Source organism: Vibrio sp. Vb339, assembly GCF_902751245.1.
Taxonomy (GTDB): Bacteria; Pseudomonadota; Gammaproteobacteria; order Enterobacterales; family Vibrionaceae; genus Vibrio; species Vibrio coralliirubri.
In genome coordinates, this window is the sequence record NZ_CADDIS010000001.1 from 756,809 (window position 1) to 775,267 (window position 18,459).

At 44.2% G+C, this 18,459-nt stretch carries 16 protein-coding genes and 1 pseudogene; 7 read left to right on the top strand and 10 right to left on the bottom strand.

The window, feature by feature from the left end; all coding sequences use genetic code 11:
* A complete protein-coding gene (locus HRQ85_RS03360; protein WP_017059991.1) occupies positions 1-789 on the bottom strand; it encodes a phytanoyl-CoA dioxygenase family protein in 789 nt (262 codons plus the stop codon).
* 305 nt (positions 790-1,094) lie between these two features.
* Between HRQ85_RS03360 and HRQ85_RS03365 the strand changes: the two genes are divergently transcribed.
* Positions 1,095-2,282, top strand: coding sequence for a GGDEF domain-containing protein (locus HRQ85_RS03365; RefSeq protein WP_172378703.1), 1,188 nt, complete (start codon positions 1,095-1,097; stop codon positions 2,280-2,282).
* 53 nt (positions 2,283-2,335) lie between these two features.
* Here HRQ85_RS03365 and HRQ85_RS03370 read toward each other — a convergent pair whose 3' ends face one another.
* From HRQ85_RS03370 to HRQ85_RS03380, 3 genes are all read right to left on the bottom strand, one after another.
* Positions 2,336-2,581, bottom strand: a complete 246-nt coding sequence (locus HRQ85_RS03370) for a hypothetical protein (RefSeq protein ID WP_050632849.1) — start codon at positions 2,579-2,581, stop codon at positions 2,336-2,338.
* A 175-nt stretch (positions 2,582-2,756) separates the two neighbouring features.
* Positions 2,757-3,638: a DMT family transporter gene (locus HRQ85_RS03375; RefSeq protein WP_172378704.1), complete on the bottom strand. Its 882-nt coding sequence runs from the start codon at positions 3,636-3,638 to the stop codon at positions 2,757-2,759.
* A 143-nt stretch (positions 3,639-3,781) separates the two neighbouring features.
* Complete coding sequence (locus HRQ85_RS03380; protein ID WP_172378705.1) at positions 3,782-5,113, bottom strand: MFS transporter; 1,332 nt, start codon at positions 5,111-5,113, stop codon at positions 3,782-3,784.
* Between the two features lie 318 nt (positions 5,114-5,431).
* Here HRQ85_RS03380 and kduD point away from each other — a divergent pair, with 318 nt between their 5' ends.
* On the top strand, positions 5,432-6,193 hold the full coding sequence (kduD, locus tag HRQ85_RS03385) for a 2-dehydro-3-deoxy-D-gluconate 5-dehydrogenase KduD (protein WP_172378706.1): 762 nt from the start codon (positions 5,432-5,434) through the stop codon (positions 6,191-6,193).
* 53 nt (positions 6,194-6,246) lie between these two features.
* Positions 6,247-6,885 carry an RpiB/LacA/LacB family sugar-phosphate isomerase gene (locus HRQ85_RS03390; protein ID WP_172378707.1) on the top strand — a complete coding sequence of 213 codons (639 nt, stop codon included), beginning with the start codon at positions 6,247-6,249 and terminating at the stop codon, positions 6,883-6,885.
* A 138-nt stretch (positions 6,886-7,023) separates the two neighbouring features.
* Here the strand turns inward: HRQ85_RS03390 and HRQ85_RS03395 are convergent, their stop codons facing one another.
* Complete coding sequence (locus tag HRQ85_RS03395) at positions 7,024-8,535, bottom strand: DUF1214 domain-containing protein (RefSeq protein ID WP_172378708.1); 1,512 nt, start codon at positions 8,533-8,535, stop codon at positions 7,024-7,026.
* Positions 8,536-8,647: 112 nt separating this feature from the next.
* Positions 8,648-9,436, bottom strand: coding sequence for a hypothetical protein (locus HRQ85_RS03400; protein WP_172378709.1), 789 nt, complete (start codon positions 9,434-9,436; stop codon positions 8,648-8,650).
* A 129-nt stretch (positions 9,437-9,565) separates the two neighbouring features.
* On the opposite strand from HRQ85_RS03400, the gene HRQ85_RS03405 reads away from it, so the two are divergent.
* A complete protein-coding gene (locus tag HRQ85_RS03405) occupies positions 9,566-10,492 on the top strand; it encodes a LysR family transcriptional regulator (protein ID WP_050650941.1) in 927 nt (308 codons plus the stop codon).
* 39 nt (positions 10,493-10,531) lie between these two features.
* Here the strand turns inward: HRQ85_RS03405 and HRQ85_RS03410 are convergent, their stop codons facing one another.
* Positions 10,532-11,458, bottom strand: coding sequence for a LysR family transcriptional regulator (locus tag HRQ85_RS03410; RefSeq protein ID WP_172378710.1), 927 nt, complete (start codon positions 11,456-11,458; stop codon positions 10,532-10,534).
* Positions 11,459-11,586: 128 nt separating this feature from the next.
* On the opposite strand from HRQ85_RS03410, the pseudogene HRQ85_RS26165 reads away from it, so the two are divergent.
* Both HRQ85_RS26165 and HRQ85_RS26170 read left to right on the top strand, forming a co-directional pair.
* Positions 11,587-11,922: pseudogene (locus tag HRQ85_RS26165) on the top strand (DUF1254 domain-containing protein); the annotation flags it as partial.
* Between the two features lie 441 nt (positions 11,923-12,363).
* A complete protein-coding gene (locus HRQ85_RS26170) occupies positions 12,364-12,639 on the top strand; it encodes a hypothetical protein (protein ID WP_050633040.1) in 276 nt (91 codons plus the stop codon).
* A gap of 115 nt (positions 12,640-12,754) precedes the next feature.
* Here HRQ85_RS26170 and luxN read toward each other — a convergent pair whose 3' ends face one another.
* Together luxN and HRQ85_RS03425 are read right to left on the bottom strand one after the other, a co-directional pair.
* The gene (luxN, locus tag HRQ85_RS03420) at positions 12,755-15,364 is read right to left on the bottom strand and encodes a quorum-sensing autoinducer 1 sensor kinase/phosphatase LuxN (protein ID WP_172378711.1); all 2,610 of its coding nucleotides are present in this window, start codon (positions 15,362-15,364) and stop codon (positions 12,755-12,757) included.
* Complete coding sequence (locus tag HRQ85_RS03425) at positions 15,357-16,586, bottom strand: acyl-homoserine-lactone synthase (RefSeq protein ID WP_172378712.1); 1,230 nt, start codon at positions 16,584-16,586, stop codon at positions 15,357-15,359. Before HRQ85_RS03425 ends, luxN begins: the two co-directional genes overlap by 8 nt.
* Before the next feature lie 666 nt (positions 16,587-17,252).
* Between HRQ85_RS03425 and HRQ85_RS03430 the strand changes: the two genes are divergently transcribed.
* Complete coding sequence (locus HRQ85_RS03430; RefSeq protein WP_050632865.1) at positions 17,253-17,627, top strand: cystatin domain-containing protein; 375 nt, start codon at positions 17,253-17,255, stop codon at positions 17,625-17,627.
* A 103-nt stretch (positions 17,628-17,730) separates the two neighbouring features.
* Here HRQ85_RS03430 and HRQ85_RS03435 read toward each other — a convergent pair whose 3' ends face one another.
* Positions 17,731-18,309, bottom strand: a complete 579-nt coding sequence (locus tag HRQ85_RS03435) for a hypothetical protein (protein ID WP_172378713.1) — start codon at positions 18,307-18,309, stop codon at positions 17,731-17,733.
* Positions 18,310-18,459 lie beyond the last annotated feature (150 nt).

The following is an 18,459-nucleotide window of genomic DNA, read 5'->3' on the forward strand; positions in this document are numbered from 1 at the left end:
TTATGAGTACTGCATTGATTTTAAGTGTAGCGTGTTCATAAACAACCTTGGATCGCTAATATTGCTCAACATAGCTGGTGTTGGTAAACAGTCGTCATCAACGTAGTCGACATAATCTGCCGCCGAATCGAAGATCAAAATATCCAAAGCCAAACGATCCAAGCCATATCGGCCTCGGTGGATCATATCCGCTGAAAACACCAATAAGTCACCGGCGGCTAACGGTATCTGCTTACCGCCAGAGATGTCATCGCTGCTCACTTTGCCGTTTTCTTCTTGGCGAACATTGTACTCTTCTTCGTTGTCCCAGCGCTTATGTGTACCAGGGATAAGTTCCATACCTGGCTCATCAAAAAGGGGCACTCGCAGATGCAATACCTGGGTTTCCATGATGACTTTCATCTGGTCATCAATGTCGTAGTCGTATTGACAGTCACGATGCCAGAAGTCTTTTTGTTGCGGATTTACTGGGTTGAAGAACAGCTGTGTATTCATGAATGCCGGTTTGTTCGGAATCACCGCATCAACCACGTCCATCACTTGTTTCGAGCTGATGAAGTCGAAAAGCACGCTTCTATCGTCCGCAGGCAAATACTCGCTTCCCGTAATTAAAGACGAGTTAAATGCTTCTTCTTTATAGAATTCTTCATTGTCTGCTTTCCATGATTCATGAAATTTCAGCACGACTTTTCTAAGCGATGCAATTTGAGCTTCATTGAAATAATTTCTGATAACAAAGTAACCATGTTCGTCGTAACGGTCACTTAATTGTTGGCTGTTTTCTACCACTGACTACCTTCGTTCTTTCTTTGCTGTGTAATAACCACAGATTTCTTGGGCGCATAATGCCAGACAGTCGTCATTCAACCAAGTAACGAGTGCAGAAGCCTGTAGATTCAGTGATGCTATGAAGCCATATGGGGGGCGAGCTTTACGTGCCTATCCATGTCATGGACTCATGTGATACCGATCTCCCTATATGTGACACATCCCCTATTTTACAAAGTGTAATAATTCATATGGTGAATAAATTTATGGTTTAGATAATTATTGACCATATTGTGATTTAATTGGCTTAGGGAAGAGAGTAAATCATGGATGGTTTTTCGCTGGATATTAGAACACTTAATTTTATTATTATTTTGTTCTCTTTCATTTACTGCATTGGCTTGTTGCTGTTCCAATTTACCCAACAGTCCATTAAAGGGCTTTCAATTTTTTCCATTTCAATATTTGTTATTGGAAGTGGGCCGTTGATGTTGAGCCTAAGAGGGGAACTCCCTGATTGGATCACTGTTATTGGCGCCAACATGGTCATTGCGCTTGGCTTTCATCTCGCTTTGTATAGCTTGTGCCTGTTTCGAGAATATTCCCTAAAATGCACCTACCTCAGCAGTCTGATGATGTTGGCTCTTTTACCATGTTTTATTTATTTCACGTACTACGAACCTTCCATCAAGGCTCGAATCATCCTCATTAGTTTCTATTTAGCCTTTGTGACTCTTTGTACTGCTTTTGCGGTATTGAAGGGGCAACGTGATGACTTGACCTTAGCAACTCGGATGATGGCCTTGTCATTTTTGATATATGGCGGGTTTATGGCTTTCCGAGTAATGGTGACGCTATTTTCGGCTGAGCTGCAGGATTTCATGGCGGCCGCGCTCATTCATCAACTTGCCTTTTTAGTGAGTATTGTTCTTATCGTATCGATGAGCTTCACGATGCTCTGGTTGATTAATGCAAGGTTGCTTAGGTCTATTCATGACCTATCTTACAGCGACCCTTTAACGGCACTTGGAAACCGCAGAGCATTAGATGAAATGGTTCCCGTCATCATGAAGCAGGCGGGGACTAAGCCTGTTAGTGCCATTATGATGGATATTGATAATTTTAAGTCGATCAATGACCAACACGGACATATTGTGGGTGATCTCGTCATCAAGTCTTTTGCTGAAATGGTTCAAAGTGCAATCAAAACATCGCCAACAGCCAGCGCGTTCCGTTTTGGCGGAGACGAGATAATGATTTTATTGCCCAATGTTAATTTCCTACAAGCACAGGCTATTGCTTGTAAGCTGCGATTGTCTATTTCAGAGATCTCAGCCGTGCAAGGGAATGAGATGTTTCTGACGTCGAGTTTCGGTGTCGCTCAGCTTCACCCACATGAGAATTGGGATGGGTTTATTAGCCGAGCCGACAAAGCGTTGTATCAAGCGAAAACAAACGGTCGCAATATGACTTCAATTTGTCCTAGCCATATTAACGAGCTCGTCACTGCCTGATGATGACAGGTCTTTATGTGTTAGTTTGCCCCGCCACTATTTTGATACAGCCATTATATTGTTGGCTGTGGCGCTGAGTCTGTTTTTTGGCTTTGCGTTAAAGTCTGTGAAGCAGTGGCTTCAGTTTCTTCTGCAGGCGTAAAATGCTTATCTGTTAGCGTCACGGTCATTCCTTCATGCTTCACTGTTGTGGTTGACGCTTCTAGTTGGGCTTGGTTTGTTGTCGCGGGCTCGGCGAATGCCATCATTGAGGTTGTAAAAAAGATCGTTGCTAGTGCGATTTGAGTAAGGGTTTTCATTGGGCTGTATCCTATTGGGTAATGATTAATAGCTGATACGTGCACTATAAAAATTATGTGGAGGCCGTTCTTATCATTTTACGCCACGGTAATATTTATACGGTGGATGAATATGTCACTTGGGTATGATTTCCAGTTCTCTTTGATCCAACCTCTAAGTATGGCGACGTTCAAGTCACTGCCACATCACCAATACCGCTGCGATAGAGAGTAAGATGAGTGCAACAATGTCTTTGCGTGCGATGCTTTGCCCTAACCAGAAGTAGGATATCAACACCATGAAGATCACTTCGACTTGCCCAAGCGTCTTTACGTACGGAACGGCTTGAAGTGACATTGCGCTAAACCAACCCAGAGAACCGATAACACTCGCTAGGCTTGTCATGACGACCAGTTTCGACTTCTTGAATATCAGGCGCAGCGTGTCGCGTTCCTTGAAGAAAAGATACGTGCAGATAATGCATGTCTGAAGGGAAATGACGAGGAACAGCACCCAAGCAGCGCTATGAGGGAAGGGCAACCCTATGCTCAAACTTGCTTCCCGTACCCAAAGAGACGTTAAAGCAAAGGCGGTGCTACAAGCCATACCTAATAAGAACACTCTCGGGGACAAGCTTCGCCAACCAGAAGCACTACTCATGATTAACACGCCTAAAGTACCAATAAGTACGCCAACCCAACCTGTCATTGTTAATGCGGTGCCAAAAAACAACACGGAGAGCACTGCAGAAACGGGAGCTTCACACTTGGCTAATCCTGCGCCTATCGCATAGTTTTCTAGCTTAAATAACATCACCATTAAGCCGGTCGCGAGGATCTGCATAATGGCTGCTGCAATAATGTAGAAAACAAACTCACCCGAAAAATCCGGTGCGGAGACTGGCTGCCATTGATAGAGGGCGTAGAGGTAAATAAGGGCGATTGGGCCAGCCCAAATAAAACGCGCCAACGTCACGCCAGCCACACTCATGGTACCACTTAATTTACTTTGAAAGGCATTGCGCCAAGATTGGCTAAAGGCGGCAAGGAGAGTAAAGGTGATCCAACTAAAAGACATGACGCTTCCATGAGTGATGTAATTTGGTGGTGATACTAACAAAAAATCACATGATAAGAAGTGTCATGATCTGTTTATAGCCACAGGCTCACTTTTATTCTCTATTCGGCAGTAGAGATCTCTTCAACAGTTCGATGCTTTCTTCAGAAGATCGGCTGTTTCTTGTTTTTGAAATAGAACAGCGCGCTGATCGAAATGAACAGTAAGGTGAAGTAATAGAAAAACGAAGACAGTGAGGCCAAGAAGGCAAGGTTCTGCTCTATTTCTTGTTCGGTGTAGCCCTGAGACACCAACTTATAGTAGTAAGCGTACAAGATCCCGATCAGCCCGTATCCGAGGTTAAACATCAAACCTTTGAAACTAAGAACGGTGGCTCTGTTGTGCGATTCGGTCTTTTTATTCAGGTGGTAGCTGATGAAAATGTTCATCGTCATTATAATAAAGATTAATACCAGTGCCGGAATGACCCCGTAAATCGACCAACCTAAACTGATCCAGTAATAAGTCGCCATGCTGGCCAATCCCATAACTACAATGAAGGTTTTAGGTTCAATGCTCTCTGCTAATCTTCGGCTTTGTCCTGCCAATATAATCTTAAGCAAACTTATACCCGCACCAATAAAACCAAAGTAGATAATTGGAATATCAATCGCCAGATAGTATTGGCTGTTCATGGTTAGGAACATGCGTGAGGTGTGTTCGAATAGGCTGTAGTAGAGCAAGATGAACAGCACGTAAGGCGTAGCGAATACCCATTTACCCGCATCGATCGTCAATTTGAGACTTGAGATGGTGGTTGCCAATTTGGTTTGGTCGCTTGGCATCACCTTTTTCTCTTCGCGCATATTAATCGCGGCATAGATAGCGATCATCGCAACAAATAGGGTGGCGAACACAGGAATACGCATCAGATCTTTAGTGTTTTCGGGTTCGGCTAGTCCAAGGAAATGAAAGATGTTCGTCATAAAATTCACGTCGTACATCGCCGCACCAATTAGTGTGACAAAGATACCGACCGTTGAGGCGACACGAAGCTGGATTTGCAGCACTCGAGGCCACAACTCTTCATTATCTTGTTCTTTTAAGGTGTCGTAAGCCAATGCTTCGTCAGCACCGCTGGCCAGTGCCATCGCTAAGCCACTGAGAATCCGGTTAATCAGAAAGACTATGAACACCAAGTCGGGGTTTCCGGTTGGTACGAGCGCTATCATGGCGATCTCAACAAACATCACAATCGAAGACAGCACCACCAGTTTCTTACGGCCTAAGGTATCGGCGAATGCGCCCGACGGTACTTCAGCAAGCACAATGGTGGCCGCCCAAACTACATTGAGCATCGCGAATTGAGACAGGGTTAACCCGTAATCTAAATAAAGTAGGGTGAATATAGGGTAGTAAAAACGCGCAAAGTAGCTGCTTCTAAACATTAAGAAGTAGCGGACATTGGGAATTTTAAGGATCTCTTTGAGCGTCATGATAATTTCAGTAATTTAGATAACACATCATTATGTATAACCCTTTTACTCTTTTAAATCATGGAATTGTTGTCATAATCCCAAATTATCTGATTTAGAGAATCTTCAGGCTCCCTATTTCTCATCGGTTACAGATTCACTCCTCTTCAAATCATTATCTCATCCATTCATTTTGTTGTGCTCGTTTCATTTTGTAAGACGGATTTTGGTTCAAGATCGAACTTCTACAACGTCGCTCTCGCATTTACATCTTATTGTATGATTTAATTATTGGTAATAACGATACGCAATGAATCCAATGTAATTGAGGAAGCGAGCATGATCTTAGAGTCATTCAATCTGGAAGGGAAAGTAGCGATAGTGACGGGCTGTAACACAGGGCTTGGGCAGGGTATTGCATTAGGCCTAGCAGAAGCAGGTAGCAAAGTTGTCGGTGTTAACCGTACGGAACCTGAAGAGACTATTGAGAAAATGAATGCAGCAGGCCATACGTTCCTAAACGTTCGTGCTGACCTTCTCGATCAAGCGTGCATTCCCGGGGTTATAGAGCGCACTTTGGCTGAGTTTGGTCAAGTCGACATCCTCGTGAACAATGCCGGAGTGATTCGTCGCCAAGATGCTATTGAGTTCTCAGAGCAAGATTGGGATGACGTAATGAACGTGAACACCAAGACCGTGTTCTTTATGTCTCAGGCTGTTGCAAAGCAGTTTAAGGCTCAAGGCACTGGCGGAAAGATCATTAATATTGCATCGATGCTCTCATTTCAAGGTGGCATTCGAGTTCCTTCTTATACTGCCTCAAAAAGTGCAGTTATGGGAGTGACACGTGCAATGGCGAACGAATGGGCGCGAGACAATATCAACGTGAATGCGATAGCACCCGGTTATATGGAAACGAACAATACTCAAGCTCTGCGTGAAGATGCTGAGCGCAATCAAGCGATTCTTGAACGTATTCCTGCTGAGCGTTGGGGTAAACCGCAAGATATCGCAGGTCCTTGTGTGTTCTTAGCCTCATCAGCATCGGATTATATTAACGGCTATACCATTGCTGTTGACGGTGGTTGGTTAGCACGCTAATTGGTTTTTTATTCTAAATTTTGAGTTTGCAGCAATCTTGCAGGAGAAGATAAATGAAAATCGCTTTAATGATGGAAAACAGTCAGGCAGGTAAAAATGCTATGGTTGCAGCTGAGCTAGAGTCAGTGGCAGGTGGCATTGGTCACGATGTTTTCAACTTAGGTATGACCGACGAGAATGATCACCACTTAACGTATATCCACTTAGGTATCATGGCGAGTATTCTCATCAACTCAAAGGCTGTGGACTTTGTTGTGACGGGATGTGGAACAGGGCAAGGTGCTTTGATGTCACTGAACCTGCATCCGGGGGTGGTTTGTGGTTACTGCCTAGAGCCATCAGATGCTTTCTTGTTTAACCAAATTAACAACGGTAATGCTCTCGCACTCGCTTTTGCTAAAGGCTTTGGCTGGGCAGGTGAACTCAACATTCGTTATATCTTTGAAAAAGCGTTCACAGGCGAGCGTGGTAATGGGTATCCACTAGAGCGTGCAGAACCACAGCAACGTAATGCAGCCATTTTGAATGAAGTGAAAGCGGCGGTGGTAAAAGATAACTTTATTGATTCACTAAGAGCAATCGACCAAGATCTCGTGAAAACAGCGGTTGGCAGTGAGCGCTTCCAACAATGCTTGTTTGATCATTGCCAAGACCCAGACATTGCAGACTACGTTCGTTCACTTTTAGATTAACTCTATCAAGGTCTTACTTGGTTATTAGTGAAGATAGAAAAGAAAAAGAGGAGCCCTGAGGCTCCTCTTTTCTTTTGCTCTATGAGCCTGTTAGTTTTTAGACGCATAGATAAATGATCTGTGATTCGCTCTAGATGATCAGTCCACACGCTTAAAGTTAGGCAGTAAGGTTTCTGGCTGCTGCGCTACAAATGCTTTACTTGGTGAGTATGCGCGGAAGTAAACAAACCAGTTTTCGTCTTCTCGAGTTTGCACCCAGTTAGCCTCATTAACGCCCGCTGGCTTAGTTGGTGAAAAGTGGAAGGTGTAATTGCCTTGTGCATCTTTAACTGTTCCTTCAATGTTAGAACCCACGTCGGCACGCTCAATATCGTTGTCGATGATGGCGCGGTTCTCTACGTTGTAGACTGTAATTGTCCAGAACAAATCGGCGAAATTTACATCCCCGTCTAGCGTCAAAGTATAGTGGTTACTGCCATTTAGCCCTTTGCCATTGTCGTCACGGTAGTTGTCTAGGTAGATCTGACCCCAGCCGCCATTTTCAAAACCGTGCATTGCTACGTCGTTAGTTACAGCTTCATAGAACCAAGCTGCGCGTCCATCGAGATCCATACCGTAGTAACGATCTTGGTTTGGTGTTGAAGCCGTCGCGACTTCCCAAAAGTTGCCTTCCTTACCGTAAGCTGCGTGTGGCAAGCGTTCTGTTTTGTTGAAGTCGATATTCTTAACCATAGCCTCCCCCATCACTACAGCTTGCTCTAAAATCTCACGCTGCTGACCTGATGGTTCAAACGTCTTACCTTTCTCAATACCCAGTGCGCGTAACATGTCGTGCATCATGCGATCACGCTCTGCTACTGGCTCAGCTTGAATGGCTTCATTCAACGTATTCCAAAATGCCATACCTCTTGGGTGTTTGGCATCTTCACCACGCTCAGGGAAGTTTACGCCGTTATCACTCAGTGGCTTGCCGTTAAGGTCGGTGATTTTCAGGGCCTCTAAGTCTTTCATACGTTGCTGGTCTGAATCTGCCATTAAGCGAACGCCGAAGAAAACATAGTTGGTGTCTGACTCAAAAACCTTAGCGCCTTTTGGCAGGTTAGTCGGTGTTTCTGCTCCTTTGGCTTTTACCACGTAGACGCCCGGCTCTGTCATCTGAGAAATACCGATTTGCCACATGGTGTGCACAGCACCGCGCAGTTCATCTGTGGGAATCTCTATAACAACGGGCTCTTTTTCTACGTTAAACCAAGTAATCGCGTAAGGCGTAGAGGTGTTGTAAGTTAAACCTCCTAGCTTAGATTCATGGGACTCAACATAAGTAATTTGACCGTCCTCTGCACCCATGTCGGCATAAGCTTGTTTCCATGCGTAGTTTGAAACCAAAGGCACCGACCAAATGTAAGCTTGTGACGCACGTTGATAGTCCATCAGTTCAAACAGCTTCGCTGAACTGTCTTGTGTTGGAATACCATGAAGAAAGTCAGTTTCGAAGGTGAAGTCTCCCGCACGTGTTTGAAGGGTTTCTGTTGGGTTATCGTTTCCAGCAATCGCTGTTGCTGAAAACAAAGCCGTTACAGAAACGAGTATCGCTGTCGATCGAAGTGGGCAGGTGAAAGTACCGGCTGTCGCTTTAGATAAAATGTTCATGTTGTGTCCTCAAAAATTCGAAACTTTTTTTATTCGAAACTTGGTTTTTAATTTGAAACTGTTCTTTGAAGTTGAAACCGTTCGTTAGAAATGCTCAGTTAAAATGGCTTTGCTAAAACTGATAGTTAAATTCGATACGGTGATCACCGTCTTCGATACTGGTATTTTCAGTCCAGTTTGCGAAATAACGAACGTTGGCTCTTGGAGTTATCTGATAGCTCGCTGCAAATTCATGCGCGAGTACTGAGTCACTGCCCTCAAAGCCAAAATCTTTGAACGTTGATGACCCTGACATTGTGCCTAAATACATTGGGTTATAGTTCAGCCAAACTTTGTCAGTCAGTTGCATCTTGGCGTACATACCTGCGACGTAGAAAGTACCGTGCATGTTGTAGCGGTCACGAAGTTGATTGGCATCGATATCGCCTCCAGTGCCTTCAACCAACTCTTCACCTGCTGCGATACCGACACCAGCGAGCGGGTAAAAGTTAAACATGCCCATTTGTGGTAAAGCTTGAATAAAGCTGTAAGACGCGCTGCCTTGGTTGTTATCGAAATCCCAAGACATATCAACTTGCGAGCCTCGGCCATTAGTTAGGTCTACACCGAAGTTTCTAAAGCGGAAAGAATCAATACTGTCGTCTGCACCTCGACCGTTCCAACCAATAGCCTCACCAGCGATACCTTTGATTTCGAACACATTCATGCCCATGGTGGTATCACTGCCAGTGTCGTAGGTTTGTCCTACTTTTAGGTTTAAGCCCTTATCGGTGTAGCCGAAGCCTGCTTGCGTGTAGACCGCTAATGGGTCTGACATATCTTGAACTTCTGTTTCTTCAGCGATAGCACCGCTAGCTAACAAAAGAGGGGTTAGAGAAAGGATCGAACGTTGTAATAACATAGCTGCCTCATAGAGTTATCTCACTACATCCGTGTACTTCGTGAAGGTGGGATAACTATACAAAGTGGACTTTGTTAAGTTAATTCATATAAACTTAACCATTCGTTAAGCAATGATTTATGGTGTCTCGTGAAACTGAACAATATCGATCTGAACTTATTGAAAGTGTTTGTGGTGGTGTATCAGGAGAAGAGCTTGAGAAAAGCGGCTGAGAAGTTGTTTGTCTCGACACCAGCGGTTAGCCAAAGCATCAAGAAGCTTAAGGAGTCCTTAGGTGAAGAATTGTTTGTGCTGTCTCATCAACAGTTTTTACCAACGCCTTATTCGGACGACCTTTATCAGCGCGTTTTCCCGCTATTAGACGGATTGGTTACGGCGATAGAAGAAGGAAAACAGTTTAATCCCGCGGACCTCAGTGATGATTTTAAGATTGAGGCGAATCCCCATGTTCTGCCTTGGTTGACTCCCGCTCTGTTTCATCAGCTGTCAGTAGAAAGTCCACTTTCAAGATTGATCAGCCATACGAGTTCCCAAAACTCTTTAGAAAGGCTTAAGAGTGACGAGATTGATTTTGTCATTCATTTCGAAGCTAAGAATTTACCTGCTGAGATCATTGCAGTACCTCTCGTGAACTTAAAGTTTGTATTGGCAGTAAGAGAAGATCATCCTTTCAAGGCATCCATCGCGACGATTGATGATTTGTTGTCGTTTCCATTTGCTCACGTTGACCTTGCTTATTTCGACCAAAACAAACATTCACGGTTGGAAGAGGAAGTGTTGAGCCAAGGTAAAACAATTAACATGGCACTGCGAACGACTTCTATTGTTGGGTTAATTGAAACGATCAAGCATTCCAATATTATCGCCCCTTGCATGCCTCCGGTGATTGAACAACACAAAGGGGTATTACGCTCAATCGCGATTGAAGGACTGGAAGAGGGAACCGAAGAGATGGAGGTGTTCGCCTATCTTCATAAGAAAAACCAGCACTCAGCCAAATTCAAATGGCTGTTGGATTTGATTGAAACGGCGATGGCAGAGGCTAATCACCAGTAAGAGCTAGCTTTGTTTGTCTACTTTTTAGAGGCACGGTAGCTAACCTCTGAATACCTCTTCGATACACGATTCTAACCAGCGCATTTTCGGTTGATTGCGATGTTTACGCCCGATAGTCATACCAATATCGCCATTTGGCATGTTGGGCATGTTGGGCATGTGGGGAAACTGCACAAAGGAAAATTCATCTGAAAGCGAGTTGGCCAGTAGTTTTGAACATGGGAATAATACGTCGCTCTGCTTCACTATAGACAATAAGCTGTGTAAGTAAGTCGAACGTATTTTGACCTCAGTCTTGATGCCGACATCAGCTAACACGTTCGGTGCTAACGCAATATTGTCGTTCCAATCACTGACGACCAAGCTCGCTAATTGCAAAGGTTCTTGCTGGTCACTTTTCAATAATGTGTTGGCAAGCGAGTGTCCTGTGCGGCATACCAATACAAAATCATCACTTGCGACACGTTTTTGGTAAACCTGTTTAGATAGTTCTAGTGGGTAATAGTTGACCCCTAAATCAACCTCGCCAGAGGTGAGTAAATCTAACGTATGGCTTCCCCAATCTACAATATTCACTTTTACCTGTGGTGCCTGTGCTAACAATATCTGAGTTAGCTTTGCTGAGATGCTGTTGGCAATAAAACCGTTAATCGCGATGTTCACCGTGCCATCAAACTGAGCAACGTCAAATTCAGATTCTGGTTCAAGCACTTGTTCTAACTGCGATAACACGGGTAACAAAGTCTGCTTAATTTCAAGCAACTTGGCGGTTGGTTCTAGGCCATGTTGGGAGCGTATGAACAGCTCATCGTCAAAGTAATCGCGTAGCTTTTGTAGTGAGCGACTGATTGAAGGTTGGCTGGTAAACAGCAGTTCTGAAGCCTTGCGGGTATTTTTCACTTCTATCAACACCTTCAATACTTTAAGTAAATTTAGGTCTAGTTGTTTAAACCGGTTACTCATCATCGAGGGACTCCATCATCGAAATGGTTTAGATATACCTATATTGTATATCTTGATTTCATATAATCAATTGGAGCATATCACGCAGCATCTACATACTGAGCTCATCGAAACAAACATGAGAAACCATTATGAAGAAAACAACGTTAGTGACGTTCTTGGCGTTAACCGCATTCGGCGCAACGGCTGCAGACAATAACAGCTCAGCGGTTTATGACCACGCGGCTATCGGTGGTGTTAATTGGGACAACTACCCTGAAGCGGAGTCTGATTGGAACTTCCTTGGCTTGCAAAACAAAGTCGGTGTTAACCATTGGCTGCACGCAGACCCAGTATCTAAAGACGCGCAAACGGTGATTCGCTCTAATCGTGATGTCGTTTACTCAACCATGGTTGTGGATGTATCAGAAGGTGCGACGTTCCATGTGCCGGACGAGGACAATGACTACTTCCAGATTATTCATATCATGGACGAAAACCACCTTGTTCATAAAGTGGTTCGCCGCGGTGAAACGCTCAATCTGACTGCCGATGATCTAACGATGGGTACTCATGTTCATGTACTAGCAAGAACACGTATCGCTGAATCAATCGAAGATACCAAGCGTCGTCAGAGTCTGCTTTCTATCAAAGCGAACTCTAACAAGCCTTATCAAGGCAAAGGCTACAACCCAAGTGACGTTGAAAACTACCGATTGAAATTGATCAATAACGTGATGAAACATGGCGCGCCTATTGAAGGATTAAAAGGATTTGGTGCGACTTTGGATGACGTAGAAGATCACCACTTTAAATACGTGACGGCATTTGGTTATGCCGGACTACCAGCAGACACTGCACAGTATTTAGAGCGTGTTCCGGGACAAGGCAAAACAACCTGCCAAGAATGGACGATTCCAACACCGAACTTGGACTTTGAAGGGCGTGGTGGTTATTACTCTTTGACAACCTATGGTGCGGACGGTTGGATTGATTCTGAGCATTTCTATGCGTCGGGTGAGTCCATGCGAGATAACGGTGATGGCACGGTGTCTGTCACATTCAATTGTGGTACCGGTACAGCTTATGATTTTGAAGTGTCTGAAGGTTGGGCTGGTGTATTACGTTTGTACGAGCCAGTCGATGTGAATGAAACTTTGGAATACATGGAGACGCTGCGTCAGATTGAGATTAAAGAGCTTTAATATCTTTTCTAATGGCTGAAATGTTCCCAAATAAAAATCCCCTCAAGAACCTTTCTTGAGGGGATTTTTTATCAGTCGTTGATTAACTTGTTAGCTATTAGCTATTAGCCATTAGCTACTCTTCACTTTCGGTTTCTTTGGGAGCATTCGACGCCCAGCCTTTTTCTAGCCAGTTATCGAGCACGTGTTGCAGCGCGTTCAAAGAGGTTGGTTTCTCTAGGCGACCATCCATCAACTTGCTGATCATATCTAACTCGTGCTGTCCTGATTCGCCAGACAAAGCAATGATTGGTGTTTGAGGTGAGCGTGCCTTGATGATTTGGCTTGCGTCAAAACCATTCATTATCGGCATTTGTACATCCATTAAGATCAAATCGACCTTGTGTGTTTTGAACAGTTCGACAGCATTTTCCCCGTTTTTGGCTTGCAAGCTATTGACGCCAAGTCGACTCAGGTACATCTGAACAAGCGTGCGTTGTACCTCTTTGTCATCGACGATAAGCACGGTGGGGGCGAGATGATTCTCTGGGGTTAGCGTACTTGTTGGCTCTGAACTTTGCGTTTCCGCTTGGTTATCTGGCTTAACTTCTGCGTTGGATTTGTTTTCAGTTGTGGTTTGATTGTGTTTCCAATCATTGAAGTAAGGCGTACGAAGTGCGTCTGCTTTGGGTGCATTGGGTACCACCGGGAAGTACAGGTGGAACTCAGTAAACTCCCCAAGTTTAGAGTGGCACTCAACTCGGCCGCCAAATGAACGCATTACACGTTGGCAATAACCGAGCCCTAGGCCGCTACCACCGCTTTTTTGGTACGAGAAGAAATCATCAAAAATTTTATGCGTAATGGCTTCGTCAATGCCGGGGCCAGTATCTCGGAATATTAGAACGTTCTCGTAAGGTCCTGTGTTGGTGCTGATCTCAATTTGGCTTTCTGGATAAGAATCAAAGTAATAGATTGCATTACGTATCAGGTTGAAAATGACGAAGTTGAATAAGGTTTCATTGAGTTTTGCTACAAAATCAGCGTGTTGTGGTAAACGAATGCGTTCAATGCTCTTTTCATTCTCAAAACCATAGTGGCTTACGGCTTGATCCACGGCTTTGTGGATAGAGGTCATGGTCACAGGGCCGTGTTCAGGCGTACTGTCACTGACTTCGCGCAGGATGATATCAATCAGTTGTCGCCCGCGTTGAATCGCCGCTTGGCCATTCTCAATATCCTTTAGGATTTGTTTGGCTGGGGCTTGGTTATCAATGTGCTGCTTTAACACCTCAAAATGCAGCTGCACTTGAGCCAGCGGGTTACGCATTTCATGAGCGATAGAATTAGCTAGAGCGCGACTTTGGCGAATACGTCTATCGGCTTCAATGGTGCTTTGTACACGAGTTAACAAGGTTTGCAGGGCAGAGATCTCTTCGTTAGAGAACATCTTATCGTTGCTCTTGTGTGACGAGACCAATAAGTGCGTGACCGATTTCCCCTGACCAAATAAAGGCATCACCAAAGCGGTGTCGTTTGAACTCATCTTGTCATACAGGGCTTTAATCGATCGCTTGGCTGGCGCGGTGTAATCAAGCTCCTGAGACAGTTCATCAAACACTAAAACGGACTTGTTGGTAGACAGGTAATCTTCGTAGAAAGTTTCGTTGTAGTTGCTGTTCACCAGACGCAACTTGTCTTCTGGGATCTGCAGTAGGCTACCTAGTCGACGCATGGCATCATCAATCGACAGCTTAAAATCGTCTTCTAGTGAGAGGATTTGTTGTACTGGCGTTTTCTTGTTGCCGTAGACAAAGAACGAGGCGTAGTGGCTCACTCGCTTGTAGAGAACATGCCAAGTGATGCCGATAATCGCACAGATTGGAATAGCAACAAGCCATTGACTGTCGTCTGTCAGCGGGATAAATATCGCGCCAAAAGGGATCACCAAAATAGCACAAACCAACATCGCATTTAGGCTCATGTACGCCAGGTATTTCACGCTGTAGAAGCGAGAGGTCAGCAGGGCATAGCCAACGAACAACATTTCACTTATCGACAAAGCTGGTGGCAGCCAAGTGAGCGAGAAATCACGCAAGAAGTAGGTCATGCCTAGGTGGATCGTCGCAGTAGACAGCATGAAGACTAAAATGCCTGCGATCATGTAGTTGGTTTTGGCTAAGGTCAGCTTGCTGCTGTTGGCGCGCATGGCCACCAGGTTGAGTAGTGTTAGCACTACAAAGCTTATCATCCCAATGAAGAAGTACGGCGTGTGTGGGCCAAACTCAATCACGAACTGGCTTGGGCCTGCAATGGTGACGTGTTCAACGGTTAACCCCGGACTTAAATTGATAAAGAAGGAGTAGACGGTTAGGGTGACGAAAATGGCTTGTTGCCACACATGAACCTTACCATTACGTTGTTCAGCGGCGAGCTTACACGAGAAGTAATAGGCAAAGGCAAACGCAAAGAAAGAGGCGAGGTTGGCAAACTTTGCGGCGAACACAGCAGCCGAGGCCCCAAGCTCCGGTAATAAGTCGGTATGGAAATAAGCGTTACTGCTGATCCACGCAACAATGCAGATCGAATACGCGATGTAAGGGGCATGGTGTGTCCCTGCGATCACTTCGTTCTTCTGTTTCAGGCGATAGCAGTAATAGAACAACCACATGACAACCACAGCCACGGTTGCAAGCAGTGTGATTGCTTTTGCATAGATGATCGCCTCTAGGCCGAAATCAAACATGTTCATCCTTTTTCACCGAGCTAGTTTTTCCTGCCGATCGCGACTTTTCTAATGACTTTCTGCTTTCTCGCACTGCGCGTTTGTAGCTTCGAAAATCGACATTATTGAACGCTTTTACCATCATCTCAAAATTCCAGAATCCACGATAAATTGTTGTGCCATCGTCATTTAATTCGCAATATCCAGAATGGAAGTATGCATTGGAATCAATGGTTTGATAAAACTGAAGCATGAAAGGTTGCTCGATAATAGTGAAGCCAATCTTATAGCCTATTTGGTGTAACACACTCATCAGCTCTTTTTGAGCAAGGTAGAGGAAATAGAGCTTTTGTTGGGTATTGCCACTGACTGTCAGACGTAACACCTCACACAGGGCATCTTTGTCGGACAATTGTAACTGGAATTGTTGGTCAAATTCTGGGAGAGAATAACATTTTGACAGTGTAGGCGGTGTGAAAAGTTGTAACCCTGCGAGTTCATCGTAGCCGTAATTGGGTAAACAGTATTGCCATTGCTCATTGCTGAACGGTGGTGCGTAACTTAGCCAAGTGTCATTCTTAGACCAGTCTTGAATCAGCGCAGAGGAAACCAGTGTTGGAAAGGCTTCATCGACTGGATGTTTGAGCAGAATAAAATGCTTACCTGCCTGAGAAAGGTGTAATAAAGGCAGCATCTCAAACCATTTTTCACCCTTGATAAACACCTCGAGATTGCTTAAAGCAATGGCATCGCTGATTGGCATTCCTTGTGGGTGACTCGGTGTTTGTACCAAAAGTGGCTCATGTTCTATCTGTTCGATGATCGCACCGTAATAAGCACTGTCATTGATAGGGAGGTCGACATGAGAAATGGAGCTTGGATTTAATGGAGATTTTGCTTTGATCGCAGCAATTTCACACTCACACCAGAAATCTAGCCAATGCATATAGCACTGCCCTACGGCCTGCTCTAGAAGAGCAATCTCTGCAGATAGTGTATTTGGATAGCGCAGAATCAGATCGCGGTAGTCCATCACCTCAAACAATACAGAGTAGCTTTTGTTTTGATGCTCTGGGAAAAGCAATTCTAATTGGCTTCTACGATATTCAGTCACGCTTTGAAAAAGCTCAGTGCGCTCATGTGGCTGATAAGAGCTGATGACGAGCTCTATCAGCGCTCGCTGTTTTATTTCGATAGACAGACTGCTAGCCAACAGTGAGCCTAAAGACGACGTTAATTTCATGTTTAACCTAGCCTAGGTTTATATAATTATTTTTATTTGATCTGCACTATCTATAGGACACTGATTTTAGGTATGTGTTTGAAGTTACGTTACTTTGAGAGAGCTAATCGTAACTTTACTTGTGTCCATGGTGTGAGAAGTAAGTTGCATAATCGGGTGAGATTTTACTACTTGCCCCCACCTTTAACAATAAAGATTTTCCATATTTGAATTAATTCAAAGGTGAACAAAATACATTATTATCAACAACTTGTAGGGTTGGATCACAGTTTAAAATCAGACATGATTAAGCCGAGCATAAACTTTTGAATTTATAAAATAATCTCAAATATCTATTTTTTGAACCAATATCATAACCCAAATCAACATGAGCTTATCTTGTTAATTACAGTGTGAATATATTTAGTGAGAGATATGTAATTAACTGATGCATTGTATCTGTCTTATACTCGCTTATTCCTTCGCTACCCATTGTATTGATTTAAATATCAGGTGGATAAAAGCAGTGCTCCAGTGCTCGGCTTTGTTTTCCTGACAATCTTCTGTGTTTATAGAGTAGTTACACCATAATCTCTGATGAAGTGATGACATTCGAGGCTTAAGCTTGTCTGCATATGAAACATCATTGCGAGTAACCTCTCGTGAGTGATAGAGGTAGAGATAACTATGAAGAAAGTAATATTGGTAACCGTATTTAGTGTCGCGGCGTTAGCTGGGTGTAGTCAGAAATCAGAGGTACCGACTCAACCACAAGAGAATGCGAACCCTATCTGCAGTACTAAAAACCTGACGGGTGGTTGGTCGCAAAGTGAGATTACACCAGAAGCTAAGCAAGCTTTAAACGCAGTTCTTGGTCAAATGAACACTTCAGCTGAGCTCAAACAGATCTTGAGTGTTCGAACTCAGGTTGTCGCGGGTTTGAATTACGCTATTGAGTTTGAAATGGATAATGGTGAAGTGTGGAATACCATCGTTTACCGTTCTCTTCAAGGTGACATCGAAATGACGCAACCTGCACAGAAAGGTCTTCTGTGCTCATAGTCTAGATACGCCTGTACCTTGTGAGATAGGCTTATAGCAAATAAAAATGGCTCCGTATTGGGAGCCATTTTTGTTTCTAAGAAGATTGATTTATTGAACGATTTCAGTCGGCCAGCTCGGGCTCAGCTAACTCCTGAACACAAGCTCGGCTGATGTCTTCATCAATGTAGGCCATACCGAGTTTATTGAGGTAGTCCATGCGATCGGCAGTGCGAAGCTCGATGTCGGGGCCTGCAATGTTGTTGGCTTGATAAATTTCAGTGAGGTGAGACATGAATTGCTCGCCCACACTCATCATCAATAGGCTCATTGCGCCCACGTCCGGTCTTACTTTGGCGCGTTGCTTTCCAGATAGGTTTACCGCTAATACGATAGGCTGTTCTTCTCCTTCGAAGCGAACACCTCGGTCACGAACGGTTTGTTGAGCCCAGTAATACGCCAGTTCTTTACTCTGAGTGAGAAACACTGGATCAACCGATTCGGTATAGTTGTTGCCGATGGTCGCCATGGTTTTTGAAGCTGCTTCGTTGAGCGCTTTGTCACCAGAGCGTTTTAGGCCTTGGCCTTGAATAGAAGCTAATAAAGCTGAAGATGTGCCGTGATACCAAGTATCACCCGTCGCGAAACCATTCTCTGATAACAGTGTTTTTGCATCTTGTAGGTGTGTAGGTATTGAAGTCATAGGCACTCTCAAAAAATAAGAATCTCAACAAATAGGAATCTGAACAAATATGTATACAGTTAGCTTAAACAGAAGTTGTTCGGTTAACCGTGGTGCGGAACACAAATCTGAGGCTTTGAGATAAAGCTGGCAGTACAAGCTTTATCTCAA